The 15,924-nt window shown below is 71.6% G+C and carries 12 protein-coding genes; 10 read left to right on the top strand and 2 right to left on the bottom strand.

Annotated elements, in window-relative coordinates:
* The first annotated feature begins 246 nt into the window (after positions 1-246).
* From ADL03_RS06150 to ADL03_RS06130, 5 genes are all read left to right on the top strand, one after another.
* Positions 247-1,464 (top strand): amidohydrolase family protein, encoded by a 1,218-nt coding sequence (locus ADL03_RS06150; RefSeq protein WP_053732381.1) that lies wholly within the window; start codon positions 247-249, stop codon positions 1,462-1,464.
* Positions 1,465-1,669: 205 nt separating this feature from the next.
* The gene (locus ADL03_RS06145; protein ID WP_063798488.1) at positions 1,670-2,023 is read left to right on the top strand and encodes an STAS domain-containing protein; all 354 of its coding nucleotides are present in this window, start codon (positions 1,670-1,672) and stop codon (positions 2,021-2,023) included.
* Positions 2,020-4,485, top strand: coding sequence for a SpoIIE family protein phosphatase (locus ADL03_RS06140; protein ID WP_053732379.1), 2,466 nt, complete (start codon positions 2,020-2,022; stop codon positions 4,483-4,485). Before ADL03_RS06145 ends, ADL03_RS06140 begins: the two co-directional genes overlap by 4 nt.
* Before the next feature lie 148 nt (positions 4,486-4,633).
* On the top strand, positions 4,634-5,485 hold the full coding sequence (locus ADL03_RS06135) for an MEDS domain-containing protein (protein ID WP_053732378.1): 852 nt from the start codon (positions 4,634-4,636) through the stop codon (positions 5,483-5,485).
* Positions 5,482-6,423 carry an anti-sigma factor RsbA family regulatory protein gene (locus ADL03_RS06130; protein WP_053732377.1) on the top strand — a complete coding sequence of 314 codons (942 nt, stop codon included), beginning with the start codon at positions 5,482-5,484 and terminating at the stop codon, positions 6,421-6,423. Before ADL03_RS06135 ends, ADL03_RS06130 begins: the two co-directional genes overlap by 4 nt.
* Positions 6,424-6,449: 26 nt before the next feature.
* Here ADL03_RS06130 and ADL03_RS06125 read toward each other — a convergent pair whose 3' ends face one another.
* Entirely contained in the window at positions 6,450-7,184 is a 735-nt protein-coding gene (locus ADL03_RS06125) for a class I SAM-dependent methyltransferase (RefSeq protein ID WP_053732376.1), read from the bottom strand.
* A 178-nt stretch (positions 7,185-7,362) separates the two neighbouring features.
* Here ADL03_RS06125 and ADL03_RS06120 point away from each other — a divergent pair, with 178 nt between their 5' ends.
* Positions 7,363-10,116: an AAA family ATPase gene (locus ADL03_RS06120; protein ID WP_082372920.1), complete on the top strand. Its 2,754-nt coding sequence runs from the start codon at positions 7,363-7,365 to the stop codon at positions 10,114-10,116.
* On the opposite strand, the gene ADL03_RS06115 is transcribed toward ADL03_RS06120, so the two are convergent.
* Positions 10,099-11,766, bottom strand: a complete 1,668-nt coding sequence (locus tag ADL03_RS06115; protein WP_053732374.1) for a condensation domain-containing protein — start codon at positions 11,764-11,766, stop codon at positions 10,099-10,101. The genes ADL03_RS06120 and ADL03_RS06115 overlap by 18 nt on opposite strands.
* A 105-nt stretch (positions 11,767-11,871) precedes the next feature.
* Here ADL03_RS06115 and ADL03_RS06110 point away from each other — a divergent pair, with 105 nt between their 5' ends.
* From ADL03_RS06110 to ADL03_RS06095, 4 genes are read left to right on the top strand one after another with little or no spacing between them, the layout of a single operon-like run.
* Positions 11,872-12,417: a GNAT family N-acetyltransferase gene (locus ADL03_RS06110; protein WP_053732373.1), complete on the top strand. Its 546-nt coding sequence runs from the start codon at positions 11,872-11,874 to the stop codon at positions 12,415-12,417.
* Positions 12,418-12,465: 48 nt separating this feature from the next.
* A complete protein-coding gene (locus ADL03_RS06105; RefSeq protein WP_053732372.1) occupies positions 12,466-13,422 on the top strand; it encodes a 3-oxoacyl-[acyl-carrier-protein] synthase III C-terminal domain-containing protein in 957 nt (318 codons plus the stop codon).
* The gene (locus tag ADL03_RS06100) at positions 13,419-14,669 is read left to right on the top strand and encodes an ATP-grasp domain-containing protein (RefSeq protein WP_053732371.1); all 1,251 of its coding nucleotides are present in this window, start codon (positions 13,419-13,421) and stop codon (positions 14,667-14,669) included. Before ADL03_RS06105 ends, ADL03_RS06100 begins: the two co-directional genes overlap by 4 nt.
* A complete protein-coding gene (locus tag ADL03_RS06095) occupies positions 14,666-15,922 on the top strand; it encodes a diaminopimelate decarboxylase (RefSeq protein WP_053732370.1) in 1,257 nt (418 codons plus the stop codon). Before ADL03_RS06100 ends, ADL03_RS06095 begins: the two co-directional genes overlap by 4 nt.
* The last annotated feature ends 2 nt before the right edge of the window (positions 15,923-15,924 follow it).

Here is a 15,924-nt window from a genome sequence, read left to right as displayed (position 1 = left end):
GTTTCACGCGGAATTTCTTGACACTGGTCCCGCAATTGGGGTGCCCGCACGAGAGGTCTTCAACCCGCCAAGAAGCACTTGCAATTGATAAGATCGACAAAGAAGAAGAATTGTCACTCGAACAGAGGCAGGAGCCCACCGGCGGTAGCAAACAATCCGCCGGGCATGCGCTTTTCGGGTGCACATCCCCGCACAAGGGTGGAAGTCCAGCCCCGGCCTGCGGTCGGCGAACGGGAAAGGAAGTCGATGTCAATCGCGACGAACTCTCTGGTCGTGGTCGCCGACCGGTTCTGGGACGGGATCGCCGACCGTCCTTCCGGACGGACCGCGGTGCTCGTCAGAGAAGGCCGCATCCAGGACGTCGGCCCCGCACGGACACCGGGGGCGCAGGTGATCGACCTGGGCGATCGCACCCTGGTTCCCGGGTTCATCGACTGCCACGTCCACGTCGTGCCCGACCTGGCACCCGACACCTCCGTCAGCGCGCAGACATTGGCGGCACTGACGTCGTTGCGGACCTTGCTGCACAACGGTTTCACCACCGTGCGCGACCTCGGGTGCGCGCCCCCGTCCATCACCGTGGACCTGAAGCACGCGCAGCGGGAAGGGACCGTCGACGGTCCGCGCATGCTGGTGGCACCGCGCATCATCTCCGGCAGAGGAGGGCACGGCGACAAGTCCGCCGGACTGGCCGAACGCTTCGGCGTCGAGCTGGGCGCCCTCGCCGACGGCGTCGACAAGGTCGTCCAGGCCGTCCGCGTCGAAGCGCGGCAAGGCGCGGACTGGATCAAGTTCGCCGGCACCGGCGGGTTCGGTTCCGAGCACGACGACCCCGATCTGGTCACCTACTCCTCAGCCGAGGTCGACGCCCTCGTCGCCACCGCGCGCGACCTGGGCAAGCCGGCCGCGGTCCACGCGTTCAACGACGAAGGCATCCTGCGAGCCGCCCACGCCGGCGTCCGCTCCGTCGAGCACGCCTCACTCGCCAGCCCCTCCACCCTCGCCACGCTCGCGGACAGGGGCATCTGGCTCGTCCCCACCCGGTTCGTCACCGACGAGTGCCTGCGCCACCTCGACGACGACGACTTCTGGACGGACAAACCAGACCACCTCAGGGACACCTTCCGCACGCACGCCGACCGCCTGCGCGAGCACGCCTCCCACCCCGCCGGCTCAGCGGTCCGGATCGCGTTCGGCTCCGACGCCAGCGTCCTGCCCCACCGCGACAACTGGCGCGAGTTCCCCGCCATGGTGTCCAGCGGCATCAGCAAGCTGCGCGCGCTCCGCGCCGCCACCTCCGAAGCCGCCGCGCTGCTCGCCACCCCCGACCGCGGCACCATCCGCCCCGGCGCGCTCGCCGACCTCGTCGCCATGCCCGGCAACCCCTTCGACGACATCGACTGCACCGGAAACGTCGACTTCGTCATGCAGAACGGTCACATCAAGCGGCACGCCGATCTCTGACGGCCGCACCGCGCCGCGTGGTGGGCGAACGCCGCACGGGCGAGTGCGGCGCATGCCTCCACCTCGGCAGGCCGGCGGCGGTGATGAGCCAGACCGGATCGACGCTCCGCGGTGGACATGGCGGAGCGCGGCACCGAGCCGGGTGTGCGGTCCGTTCCGGCCGTGCGGGTACGTTGGGTGAGTTCGCGAACGAGGAGAGGCGAGGATGAGCCAGGCTCTGCCAGTGGAGATCGGGGTTCACGACCGCGGTGCCGACACGGTCGCCGCCGTCGTCGGGGAGCTCGACTTCGGCACGACCCCTCGGATGCTGGAGGTGGTCGAACCGCTCGCGGCCCAGGGCCGGACGTTGGTGCTGGACCTGTCCGGGCTCGACTTCTGCGACTCCAGTGCGCTCAGCGCGCTGGTCAGGTTGCACAAGGTCGCCCAGGCAGCGGGTGGCGCACTGCACCTGGCCGCGCTGCGGCCCCAGGTCGAGTCGGCGATCAAGCTCACCTCGCTGCACCAGCTGTTGACGATCCACGCGCGCGTGCCCGAAGCACCTGGTGGATCAGCCCTGTGAACGACTTCTCCCCCCGGCGCGCCCGGGACGGTGGCGACTTCGCCTCGTTCGGCCTGTCGGACGTGGTGCGGCTGACCGCGGGACTGCGCGCCGCGGCCGAGGACGCCGACGACTTCGGCTCAGCCGCCGCCGAGGTCGTGGAACGACTGCGCGGCCATTTCACCGACGAGCACGGGAACTCGGTCGTGCTGTCGGCACGGTTGTTCTCCACCCGCCGTTTCGCCGAGCTGCCCGAAGCGCTCCAGGAGGTCGCGCGCCGGTCCGAGCCGGATGACGCCGGTCCGGACACGTGGTGCCTGGTGCTGGAAGCCGGCTCCGGTGCGCAACCCGCCCAGGACGCGCCGGCCGTGCGCCGCACTTCCGGTGTGCTGGCGCCGACCTCGGTCGAAGCCGCTGCTGCGGCGCCGATGGCCCACGCTCTGGCCGCCGTGCTGGGCCTGCGGAACACGGGCGGGCTGGCGCTGGACGCGGGCGAGCGGTGCGGTGTCTTCCTCGTGCCCGACGCCGACGGCAGCGAACACGTTCCGGACCAGGGCTTCGTCCGGGACCACGGCGTGCGCTCGGCGCTGGCGTTCGGTGGTGCGCTGCCGGACGGTGGCCTGTTCTGCGTGGTGCTGTCGGTGGGTGTGCCGATCCCGCAGCCGACCGCGGAGATGTTCCGGGCGGTGGCCGTCAGCGTCCGCGCCGGGTTGCTGGCCCACCCCCTGGCCGGACGCGGTGAGGTCGACGTGGCGGCTCAGCGCGACGCCCTGCTCGACCACCTCCGCGTGCTGGAGGACACCTCCCGTGAGCAGGCGACCGACCTCGAAAGCACAGTCGACCGGCTGCGCGCCGAAGCCGAACTGGTCGACACCCTCCAGGTCGTCGGTCGCCGGCTGACCTCACAGCTCCACCTCAACACCCTGGTCCAGGACGCCACGGACGCCGCGACCAAGGCCGCCGGGGCGGAGTTCGGCGCGTTCTTCTACAACCTGGTGGACCAGTACGGCGAGTCCTACACCCTCTACACGCTGTCGGGTGTGCCGAAGTCGGCGTTCGAGCGCTTTCCCATGCCCCGCAACACTGACGTGTTCTCCGTCACCTTCAACGGCGAGGGCACGGTCCGCTCCGACGACATCACCCGGGACCCGCGTTACGGCCGCAACGACCCCTACAACGGGATGCCTCCGGGGCACCTGCCGGTGCGCAGCTACCTGGCCGTCCCGGTGGTCTCGCCGTCGTCGCGGGAGGTGCTGGGCGGGTTCTTCTTCGGTCACCACGAGACCGGCCGGTTCACCGAGCGGCACCAGCAGCTCGCCGAGGGCATCGCGGGCTACGCGGCGATCGCCCTGGACAACGCGCGCCTGTTCGACCGGCAGCGTTCGACGGCGTCGGAGCTGACCCACAGCATGCTGCCCGCGGTGCCGCACGTGAGCGGTCTGGCCATCGCGTCCCGCTACCTGCCGGCGGCCACCGGCTCCGAGGTCGGCGGTGACTGGTTCGACGTGCTCGAACTGCCCGCCGGACGCACCGCTTTCGTGGTCGGCGACGTCGTGGGCCGAGGTGTGACGGCGGCGGCCGTCATGGGGCAGATGCGTACGGCTGTGCGCTCCTACGCGCTGCTGGACCTCCCTCCTTCCGACGTGCTGCGGCACGCGACGGCGCTGGCGGGCGTCACCCCCAAAGCCACGTTCATCACGTGCTTCTACGCCGTGCACGACCCCGCGGACGACACCCTGACCTTCGCCAACGCCGGTCACCTGCCGGCGGTCCTGACCCACCCCGACGGCACGATCGACCTGATTGGCGAGGGGCTGGGCATGCCGCTGGGCGTCGGTGAGACGTTCCTGCAGCGGCAGACGTCGTTCCCGGTGGGCGCACGGCTGACCCTCTACACCGACGGTCTGGTCGAAAGCCGGGTCCGCGACCTCACCACGGGCATCAACGCCCTGCTGGAGGAGATCGGCTCCCTGCCACCGGACGTGGACCTCCAGGTCGCCTGTGACAAGCTCATCGACCGCCTCACCGCCGGACGCCACGACGACGACGTCGCGCTGTTGCACGTGCACCGCCTGGCGGCGGACCGGCAGGTGGCCTCCATGCCGCTGGACAGCGGGCCGGCCGTCGCGGCACGGGCTCGCGCGTTCGTCAGCGAGCAGCTGACCCGGTGGGACCTGGCCGAGGTGCGTGACGCGGCGCTCACCGTGACGAGTGAACTGGTCGCCAACGCCGTCCAGCACGCCGACCGCCCGGTCGTGCTGCGCCTGCACCGCGAGAACTCACGGCTGTTCATCGACGTCGCGGACCACGGCACCTCCGGGCCCCGCCTGTTCGACGCCGGCCCGCAGGACGACCGGCACCGCGGGCTGCTGCTGGTCGACGCCTTCGCCACCCGGTGGGGCACCCGCGCCACCGAGGAGGGCAAGGTCGTCTGGGCCGAGATCACCACGGCGCAGGCCCGCGGCCCCCTGGGAAGGTCGTGACCGCGTTCCGGGTCACCGCCGGTCGCGCCTCCGAGCTGCACTGGCCGGGAGTACCTTTCACCAGCAGGCGGGTCAACGACATGCGCCCCGACCCGGCCCGGGCCGACGGTCGGAACGACCGCCGCGTCGCAGGTGAGAGGTGGTTGGGGTGACGGGCAAGCGCAGATCGGGGTTCGCGGAGAACGGGCGGGGGTTCGGCTCCCACGACCACGTGTGCTGGCGGTACCGCGACAAGCGCGATCTCCGGTACCGGGTCCAGGAGTTCCTGTCCGAAGGGCTGGCCCTCGGACACCGGGTCCGCTACATCGGCACCGGCGCACCCGATGCGCTGGCCGAGGACCTCGACGGGATCGACGGGATCCACGAGGCGCTGGAGACCGGGGCCGCGCAGATCACCTCGCTGGACAGCGCCTACCCGGTGGGCACGGTGGTCGAGGCGGCGGCACAGGTGCGCACCTACGCCGCGGCGACGGAGGCGGCGCTGGCCGCCGGGTTCACCGGGTTCCGCGTCGCGGCCGACTGCACCGCGCTGGTGCGCACCCCGGCGCAGCTGGACGCCTTCTCCCGCTACGAGCACCGGATCGACCGGTACATGGTCGACCGGCCGTTCTCGGCGATGTGCGCCTACGCCGCCGACGAGGTGGACGACCACACGTTCACGCAGCTGGCCTGCCTGCACCCCAACGCCAACACCTCCTCCCCCGGCTTCCGGCTGCACGCCGCCGACGACCGGGCCACGGCCTTCGCCGGCGAGGTGGACCAGCTCAGCGAGGACCAGTTCGCCCTCGCCCTGCGACGCGCCGAGCTCCGTCCCCACGACGGGCGGTTGGTGTTCGACGCGACCGGCCTCACGTTCCTCGACCACCGCGCCCTGCTGCGCCTGTCCCACCACGCCGCTGACCGGGACGCATCCGTCGTGCTGCGCACCTCCTGGCCCGGCGTGGCCGTCCTGGTGAAGCTGCTCGACCTGACGAACGTGCGAGTGGAGAGCGCCGCATGACGATCACCGACCTCCCCCTGGGCGAGTTCGTCCACCCCGCCGTGTTCTACTCCTCCGACGAGGAGTACCTGCACCTGCTGGTGCCCTTCGTCGTGGAAGGCCTGGAGCAGGGCCACCCGGTCGCCGCCTCCGTGCCGGCCAGGCAACTGGGGCTGCTGCGCGAGGGCCTCGGCGCCGCCGCCGACGACGTGCTGCTGCTCGACATGGAGGTGGAGGGCCGCAACCCGAGCCGGATCATCCCCATGGTGCTGCGCCGGTTCGCCGACCTCCACCCGGACAACCACGTCCGGATCATCGGTGAGCCCATCTGGGCCGGTCGCACGGACGTCGAATACCCGGCCTGCGCCCAGCACGAAGCCCTGATCAACCTCGCCTTCGCCGGCCGCGACGTGACCATCGCCTGCCCCTATAACACCGCCGCGCTCGACGAAGACGTCGTGACCGACGCACTGGCCACCCACCCGCTGGTGTGGGAGACCGGTGGCCGCCACGGCAGTGACCGTTACGCCCCCGACGCCGTGGTCGACCGCTACAACCAGCCCTTCGACATCGCCCCGGACGCTGTGACGCTCGAGGTCACCACCTCCGCCGGCATCCGCGACGCCCGCCGCTTCGCCACCGCCCACGCCAGCCGCCTCGGTCTGTCCGACTCCCGCACCGCCGACCTCGCGCTGATGACCACGGAGCTCGTCTCCAACAGCCTCCGGCACGCCGGTGGGTCCTGCCGGCTGAGCATCTGGCGGGTCGGCGACGACCTCGTCTGCACGGTCCAGGACAACGGTCACCTCGTCGATCCTCTCGCCGGTCGCCGCCCCGCAGCCCTCGACCAAGAAGGCGGTCGCGGCCTGCTGCTGGTCAACCAGCTCGCTGACCTCGTGCGCGTCCACACCGTCCCGCAGGGGACGACCACGCACGTCTTCCTGCACATCGCCCCCTGAGGACCGGTGGGTGAAGGCCGCGGCGGTCAGCCGGCCCGCAGGACGAAGAACAGGAAGCCCAGGAAGCTCGTGCCGGACAGCTCGCGGAACACCTCGGGGAACACCTCGCGGGCGGCGGGCGCGGGCGGCGGTTCGCTGATGACGTCGATGCGGAAACCCGCCGCGGTGAACGCGTCGGTCATCGCGTGCAGCGGGCGGTCCCAGAAGGTCATCCGGGCGGTCTGCCCGCCCATGGCCCACTCCTCGGTCCGGTCGCGGGTCTGGAAGTAGCTGGTCTTCTCCCCTGCCAGGCGCTGCATCATGGTGATGGCGAACGGGTGCTCGACCGAGACGATGAACCGCCCACCGGGGGCCAGCACGCGTCGCACCTCGGCCAGTGTCGGGCCCCAGTCCTCCAGGTAGTGCAGCACCAGGGACGCGACGACGTCGTCGAAGGTGTTGTCGGGGAAGGGCAGCGGGTCGGCCAGGTCGGCGACCCGCAGGTCCGCGTCGGCGCCCAGCCGCCGCCGGGCCAGCTCCAGCATGCCGGCGCTCGCGTCGACGCCGGTCACGACCGCACCCCGGTCGCGCAGCGCGGCGAACAGGGGCCCCGCGCCGCAGCCGGCGTCGAGGATGCGCCGGCCGGTCACGGCGCCCGCGAGATCCAGCATCGCCGGCCGCTCGTAGTAGGCGTTCATGAGGCTGGTCTCGTTCTCGGCCGCGTATCCCTCGGCGATGCTGTCGTAGTCGTTGGCGTGAGCCGCTTCCGGGATGGACGTCATGCCGACAGGACGTCCGAGCAGTGATCAGGTTGCGCCCGTGTCCCCGTGACGCGTTCTATCGGCGCAATAGCATTTTCCGATGCGAGCCGGTGGAATGAGCTGCGTCCGATGAGCTGATCGACGGTGCCCGTACACGGCCCATAACATCGACGCGTTCGCAGTTGGGTGGAATTGCGGAATGCGGGGAGACGACGTGCCGGGTGCCAGGTCACCAATTGTCGGCAGACGATCAGAGGTTGACGCGTTGCAGCAGGTGGTGGCACGTGTGGTGGCCGGTGAACCGCAGGTGGTCGAGATCTACGGGGAAACCGGAATAGGCAAGACCCGATTACTCGACGAGCTAGCCCGAACGGTTGAAGACCACTCACTGGAATTGGTATTGGGCACAGCCGGGGATTACGCGCGCGACCAGCGTTTCGGTGTCGTCGCCGAGGCGGACGAGGAAATCTCCTCGATCGTCGCGGAGATGGGCGCCGGTACCGAGGCGCACCGGTTGCACGGCCCGGTGCGCCAGGTGCTGGCGCGGCGGGCACGGCCGCCGGGGCTCGCCCTGTTGCTGGACGACCTGCACCTGGCCGACGAGGCGTCGCAGGAGTTGCTGGAGAACCTGTTGCTGGACCTGCCGGTGGCGCCGTTGCTGGTCGCGGTCGCGTATCAGGGACACCGCGTGCCGCCGGGGCTGCCCCGCGCGTTGGCGCGCACGCGGGCGGCGGTGACGCGGCTGGCGCCCGCGCCGCTGGACGAGGTGGCGGTGGCGCAGCTGCTGCCGGACCTGCCGGTGCGGCGAAGACGGTTGCTGGTGGCGGTCACCGGCGGGAACCCGCTCTACCTCGACGCTCTCGCGCCGGCCGACGAGGGCACGCTGGCCGCGCTGGCCACCCGTGATCACGGTGATCCGGAGGACATGCCGCGCAGGCTGCGGGCGTTGCTGACCTCGGAGCTGCGGACGCTGGGCGACGACACGCGGCTGGTCGCGCACGCCGCCGCCGTCGCGGGAGATCACGCTGAGCCGGACCTCGTGGCGGACATCGCCGGTCGGCCGGAGAGCGAGGTGTTCGCGGCGCTCGACGAGCTCGTGGCGCTGGGGGTGCTGCACACGGTGGGCGCGCGGTTCCGGTTTCGGCATCCGCTGGTGCTGGCTGCCGCCTACCAGTCGGCCGGACCGGCGTGGCGCATCGCCGCGCACCGCCGGGCGGATGAACACCTGCGGGCGCGGGGCGGGCCGTTGGCTCGGCGCGCGCACCACCTGAGCAGGGCGGGTGCCGGTGCTCAGGACGCGGCGGAGACGCTGGTCGACGCGGCGGCCGTCGCGCTGGAGACGGCACCCGCGTCTGCGGCGGACTGGCTGCGTGCGGCGGTGCGGATGTTGCCGGAGTCGCATCCGCGGTGGGCGGAGCTGCTGGTGTTGCTGGCCAGGGCGGTGGCGTTGAGCGACCGGCCCGGGGAGAGCCGGGAGATCCTGCACGACGTGCTGGACCGCGCCGGAGGTCAGCGGCGTGAGGCGGTGCGGCTGTACGCGTTGGCCGATCGGCTGCTCGGGCGGTTGGACGAGTCGCGGGCGTTGCTGGAGGCCGAGCTCCTCACCGGCGGTGAGGGTAGCGGGCCGCTGGTGGTGGAGCTGGCGGCGGCGGAGCTGTTGCAGGGCGACCTCGTGGCGTGTGCGAGACACGCTCGGGATGCCGCCGAGGACGGGTTGCGCGGCGGTGATCTCGGGCAGGTCGCGGCGGGGATGACGTTGCTGGGGCTGGCGACGTTACTGCAGGGTGACGTGCCGGCCGCGCGCGAGCGGCTGGCGGAGGCGGCACGCGGGGTGGACGGGCTGGGCGACGCGGAACTGCGTGACCACCTGCACGTGCTGCCGCCGTTGGCGTGGCTGGAGCTGCACCTGGAGCAGTACGGCAACGCGGAGCGGCATCTGGCGCGCGGCAAGCAGATCGCTCAGGGCAACGGGCGTGCGCACGTCATGCCGTACCTGCTGATCGCGAGCTCGGCGCTGGCGGAACGGACCGGGCGGCTGGACGTGGCGTGGCAGGAGGGCCTGGAGGCCTACGACGCCGCGGCCGCCATCGACAGCGCGGAGCTGATGGCGATGGCAGCGGCGGTGCGGCTGCGGACGGCCGTGTGGCGGCAGGGTCCGCACGCCGCGCTGGAGCTGGCGGCGAGCGCGGCGACCGGTTCTGCCTGGTGGACGGCCGAAGCAGACGCCGCGGTGGTGACGGCGCTGCTGCTCGCCGACCGGCCGGCCGCTGTCGTCACGCGCGTCGCTGGGTACCTAAATTCGGAGGCCACCGGGCTCGCGGCGGTGCACTGGCGCTCGTCGCTGGCCGTGGCGAAGTCGGCGCTGCGGTCGTGGGACGAGGCGCTGGAGCTGTCCGAGCAGGCACTGGGGCTCGCTGCGGCGCTGGAGCTGCCGTTCCACCGCGGCCTGGCACACCTGGCCCGCACCCGTGTGCTCGCCCACTGCGGGCAGCTGCCCGCGTCGGTGACGGAGGCCGAGGCCGCGGCGGAGTGGTTCACCCGTGCCGCGTCTCCCCTGCACGTCGCGATGGCGTCCGCCCTGGGCGCGGAAAGCCTTGCGGCTGCCGGGGATCTGCAGGGCGCGCGAACGTGGTTCGGCCGGGCCAAGGAGGGTTACGCGGCGTGCGACGCGGGCTGGCTGCTCGCGTCGGTGCGCAACAGCGAGAGCAGGCTCGGTGCCAGGGCTCCCCGGCCGCGCCGGCCCGAAGCCGCCGGCACCGTGGACGCGCTGTCCGGACGGGAACGCGAGGTGGCCGAGCTCGTGGCGGCCGGGCTGACCAACCGGGAGATCGCCGCGGCGCTGTTCCTGTCGGTGAAGACGGTGGAGGCGCACCTCGCGCGGGTGTTCACGAAGCTGGGCGTCAAGTCGAGGGTCGGGGTCGCGCAGCGGATCGGCTCACGTGGTCTCGCCTGACCGGCCCGTTCCGCCGGCCAGCACGGGCTGGGCCGCCCATGCCGCACGGTCGGTGAGGTCGCCGGGGGCGCGGGAGACCACGACGTACCGGTTCGGCGCGACCGTGGTGTAGCGGCCGGGCAGGGCGGCCAGGCACCGAGCGTGCACCTCGCGAGGCGTCATGGGCCCGGTGACGTAGGCGACCAGCTCCCCGTCGTGGTCGAACACCCGCGCCGGGCCGTCGAGGACGTCGTCGAGCAACCGTTGCACCGCCGCGATCTCCACCCAGCACGAGTCCCGCCACACCCAGCCGGTGCCACGGTCGATCGGCGTGATCCCGGTCAGTGCGGCCACTTCCGCCACCGGCACCGGCCGCGTGGCAGAGGCGACGACCAGCGCCTCCACCCCGCGCAAGAACGCCTCGATGTCCGGCTCGGGCAGGTACCGGGTGTCGCCGTAGAGCGCGAGCTCCACCTCACGGCCCGCCCGGATCACGGTGAAGTAGCAGGCGACGGGGTAGGACGACGCGGGCAGCCACTGGAACGCGGTGTCCCGCAACGCGGCGGCCACGTCCTGCGGATACGCGGGCGCCGGGTCGATCACGCGGTCCTCCTGGTGCGCGCCGACGTCGTTGAAGACGCAGTCGCGCTGGAACCGCGTGCCGCGTTCGTCGGCAACGGCGTCCATCACCGGCCAGAGCTTCCTCGCGTCGAACTGGCTGTAGCGGTAGGCGTTCATGGTCGCGAGCCGCACACCGCGCACCGTGTCGTCCACAGTGGACGAGCCGAACTCGAACGGGACCAGGGCGTCCTGGGCGATCGTCCCGACGTAGGAGGCCATGCCCGGCCGGAAGCGGTTGCCGCAGATGGACACCAGCGCGCCGCGCGGGTTGCCGGTGCGCACGGCCAGCAGCGTCGCCGCCATCGCCAGCAGCACGGTCGAGTGGCTGACACCGGTGCGCGCCACCAGGGACGGCAGCACCAGGCCCGCCGCGCGCGACCTCAGGTAGCCCTCCCGGCATCCGGCCGGGCCCAGCGGCGGGTGCGAGAACATCGCCTGCGGCATGCGGCGCAGCTGCGTCTCCCAGAACCGCAACGCCGAGGCGGCACGGCGTCGTGCGGGTGGTTGCGACTCGTGCTCCGCCTGGTCGAGTGGTTGCAGGGCCAGGGGCCCGGCCGTGCGCTCGGCCGGGTCCGCCAGCATCCGGGCGAACTGCGCGGCCAGCAGCTCCATGCTCGCGAAGTCCGCGGCCAGGTGGGACAGCGCGAGCGCCACCACGTGCGGTTCGCCGTCACAGGTGGAGATCGCGACCCGCAACGGCAGGTCGCGGCCGAAGTCGAACCGGGTGCCCGCGATGCGTTCCCGCAGGGCTGGTTCGGTGTCGCCCTCGTGGATCTCGGCGACCAGCGTGCCGGAGCGCGCGACGGTCTGGACCGCGTGGGGACCGGGTTGGACGGTGGTGCGCAACGACTCGTGGCGCGCGAGCAGAACGGCCAGCGACTCGCGGACGTCCTCCAGTCCACGGCCGGGTGGCACGGGCACGAACCGGCACAGGATGTCGGAGCGCTCCTGCTCCTGTGCGCCGATCCACTCCAGAACGTTGGCCTGTCCGAGTGTGACCGGCCCGGAGCCCTCGCGTGATCCGGTGAACTCGACCTCGAGCTGTCCCATTCCGCGCACGCTAGACACCGCGATCGGCGCACAGCATGGGGTGAAACCCTGCATTCGCGGCATTGCGGGTAGCCCGGGGCAGGGTGCGGCGACACGATCGGCGCCATGACCGTGTTGACCGTGCGCCGCCCGGATGCCCGCGAACTGCTGGATGACCTTGTTGCCGTGCACGGCGAGGTGCACCGTGAACCGCGCTTCGCGGGCATCGACTACTTCTCCGACGAACGCTTCCGCGACCGGCTCGTCGTGGCGTTGCGCCAGCCGGGGTTCGAGCTGGTCGCGGCGTTCGACGGGGACGAGCTCGCCGGCTACCTCTACGGCTGGGCGCTGCCGCGGTGGACCCGCTGGTGGACGCCGTTGAAGGCCGGGCTGCCCACGCTCATGACGGAGGAGACCGGCAGCCGGACCGTGTTCATCCAGGAGATCATGGTGCGGCGGCGGTGGCGCGGCAACGGGATCGCCCGCACCCTGCACGACGACTTCCTCGCGCGGCGCACGGAGGAACGCGGCCTGATCTGCGTGCAACCGGACAACGAGCCCGCGCGGTCGGCCTACCTGCGGTGGGGCTGGTGCCAGGTCGCGCGCACGGCGTTCGCCGGGGACGGGCCCGAGTTCGACTGCCTGCTGAAACCCTTGAAGGGTCAGATGTAGGGACTGCCCTCATGCTGGCGCCGCGCCACGACCCTAGCGTTGCGCCCCATGTCGAGTCGGGTCACCACGCTGGAGCGGATCGCCGCCTTCACCCCCGATCGGTCCGTGCCGATCGAGGAGCTGGGTGAGCAGCTCGGGCTGAACAGGTACGTGGTGCGGATGTTCCGCAACCTCCACGGGTTCGACCAGGTGCGCGACGACCCGGCGATCGACGTGTTCGCCCTGGTCGCCGCCGCGGGTGAGCGGGTCGTCAAGGAGCTGCCGGATCCCGGGGTGGTCAAGTACGTCCTGTACGCGCACACCGTGCTCGACGTGACGCCGTCGACGATCGACGCGGCCGACGTGATCCGGCAGGCGCTCGGGCTGCCGGAGGCGGAGGCGTTCGCCGTGACCCAGCAGCACTGCGCCAGCGGGCTCGCCGCGGTCGACATCGCCGGCGAGCTGCTGCGTGCCGAGGACGATCCGAGTGTGCGCGCACTGGTGCTCACCGGCGAAAAGCCCGTCACCGCGCGGTTCAGGGTCGTCAACAACACGACGATCCTGGGTGAGGCGTCGACCGCGTGCCTGGTGAGCGCGGGCGGCGACGGCGACGTGGTCCGGTCCTACGCCACGAAGACGCAGGTGCTGCTGTCCGACGGGGTGTACCTCGCCGAGGACCTCGTGAAGGAGTTCAACGACAACTACGTCGCCTTCCTCGCGGAGGCGGTGGGCAAGGCGGTCGACCGGGCCGGTGTCGGGCTGGACGACATCACGATGCTGGTGCCGCACAACGTGAGCAAGCTGCTGTGGCAGCGGACGCTGGACGAGATCGGCATCGACAGGTCCAAGGCGTACTTCGGCAACATCCCGCGCTACAGCCATTGTTGCTGCGCGGACCCGTTCCTCAACTACGCCACGCTGCGCGACGAGGGCCGGCTGGCCGACGGCGGGCTCTACCTGCTCACGTCGGTCGGTCTCGGTGCCACCTACGCCGCGATGGTGGTCGAGCACAGGGGTGGCAGATGACTTCCGACTACCTGCGGGCCATCAAGGCCGCGCTCACCGGCTCCCCCGCCACGCCGCTGGCGCTGGTGTGCAACTTCGAGGCCGAGGCGCGGTGGGCGACGAACCACGTCGGGCTGCCCGCCGCCGCCATCTCGGCGTCCACGGACGTCGTGCGCCGCATGGAACAGCTCGGTGCGCTGCTGGCCGGGCCGGACGACGTGCTGATCGCGTCGCACGAGCTCGACCCCGGCTTCCGCCGCTACGCCGAGGAGCTCGGGTTCGCGTTGCCCGAGGTCCTCGTTCCCGCCGACGCCGGGAGCTCCACCACGGAGAACGCCATCGGCTCACCGGCGGTGCTGGCGGCGTTGCGCGGCAGGCAGCTGCTCCCGATGGGCACGACCGCCGACGAGGAGAAGCTCGCCGACGCGGCGGGGATCGCACTGGCCGTGCCCGGTTCCGACGTCTTCGAACGGGTCAACAGCAAGATCTACAGCCGCAGGCTCGTGGAGGACACCGGGCTGCGGCCGGTACCCGGCCACACCGTGGAGTCGGTCGCCGAGTTCGAGGCGGTTCTCGACGGCCTGACCGGGCCGACCGTGGTGAAGGACGCGTACGGCGTGTCCGGCAAGGGACTCGTCGTGCTCGACTCGCAGGCCAAGGTGGACGGGCTGCGCAAACTGGTGCGCCGCCGCGCGGCGCGCACCGGCGACGACCGGCTGCACGTCGTGGTCGAGCACTGGCTGCCGAAGCGGTACGACCTCAACTACCAGCTCACGGTCGCGCGGGACGGCTCGGTGCGGTTCGACTTCGTCAAGCAGGCGCTCACCGAGAACGGTGTCCACAAGGGACACATCATGCCCGCCGACCTCACCGGGGCACAGCACGACGAGCTCACGCACGCGGCACGGACGGTGGGCGCCCGGCTGCACCGCGACGGGTTCCACGGCGTGGCGGGCGTGGACGCGATCCTGGGCGCGGACGACGTGCTGCACCCGGTGCTGGAGATCAACGCCCGGCTGAACATGTCGACCTACCAGGGCGGGGTCGTCGAGCGGCTGGTCCCGCCCGGTCACGCCTGCCTGGCCAAGCACTACCCGGTGCGCGACATCGGGTTCGAGCAGGTCCGCCGGGTGCTGCCGCCGCAGGTCGTGGTGACGTGCTTCGGCACCGTTGCCGCCGGACGGCTCTACACCATGTCGTTCGCCCCCGACCGGACCGCGCTGGAGGCGCTGGACGCCGCGACAGCTACCGCACTGGAGACGCTATGACCGCAGAGTTCACCGTGCAGGGACTTCCCATCAGCGAGCTCGCCGCCCGGTTCGGCACACCGCTGTACCTCTACGACGGCGACGTGCTGCGCGAGGTGTACCGGTCGCTGCGCGAGCTGCTGGATCCCAGGGTCGACATCCTGTACTCCGCCAAGGCCAATCCCAACGTGAGCGTGTGCGCGGTGCTGCGGTCGCTCGGCGCGGGCATCGAGGTGTCCTCGCTGGTCGAGCTGATCACCGCGCACCGCGCGGGCGCCGCCGCACGCGACATCGTCTTCCTGGGGCCGGGCAAGTCGGTCGACGAGCTGCGGGCGTGCGTGGAGATGGGCGTGCACGCGGTGGTCTGCGAGTCGCTGGACGAGGTGGAGCTGCTCAACGACCTGCACGTGCCCGGCGGCGTGGACGTGATGCTGAGGGTCAACCCGTCGTTCACCGCCAAGGGGGCACGCCTGTCCATGGGCGGCAAGCCCCGGCAGTTCGGCATCGACCAGGCCGTGCTGCTGCGGTCGAGGTCGTTCCTGCGCTCGCTGCGGCACGTGCGGGTGATGGGCGTGCACGGCTACATGGGCACCCGCATCCTCGACGCCGGCAACGTCGTGGAGAACACCCGCGGCATCCTGGCCGCGGCCGAGGAGCTGTCCACCGAGCTCGGGTTCGACCTGGAGACGGTCGACATCGGCGGCGGGTTCGGCGTGCCCTACTTCGAGAACGAGAAGGACCTCGACGTCGAGGCGCTCGCGCTCGGCGTGAACGCGGCGGTCGCGGACTTCCTCGGCAGGCACCGCAGCCGGGTGATCACCGAGCTCGGCCGCTACCTCGTCGGCTGGTGCGGCACGTACGTCGTGCGTGCGCGCTACGTCAAGGAGTCCATGGGCGAGTGGTTCGTGATCGCCGACGGCGGCACCAACCACCACATGGCGGCCGTCGGCGTCGGCAGCTTCGTCAAGCGCAACTTCCCGGTGCGGTCGCTGACCAGGTACGAGGATCCCGCCGAGCGGCCGTACAACGTCACCGGGCCGCTGTGCACGCCGAACGACGTGGTGGCCAAGCAGGTCGCGCTGCCCGAGGTCCGCCCCGGCGACCTGCTGGGCGTCGAGCGCTCCGGCGCGTACGGCCCGTCGGCCTCCCCCGGCCTGTTCCTGAGCCACGGCTACCCCGCCGAGGTGCTGGTGCTCGACGGCACGCCGCACCTCGTGCGGCGCCGTGACACCGCAGAAGACCTGCTGGGCAAGCAGCAACTCATCCCGGTCTGACA

This window comes from Nocardia sp. NRRL S-836, assembly GCF_001279525.1.
GTDB lineage: Bacteria > Actinomycetota > Actinomycetes > Mycobacteriales > Pseudonocardiaceae > Lentzea.
The sequence above is the reverse complement of the archived record's forward strand: the minus strand, read 5'-3'. Positions and strand labels throughout refer to the sequence as shown.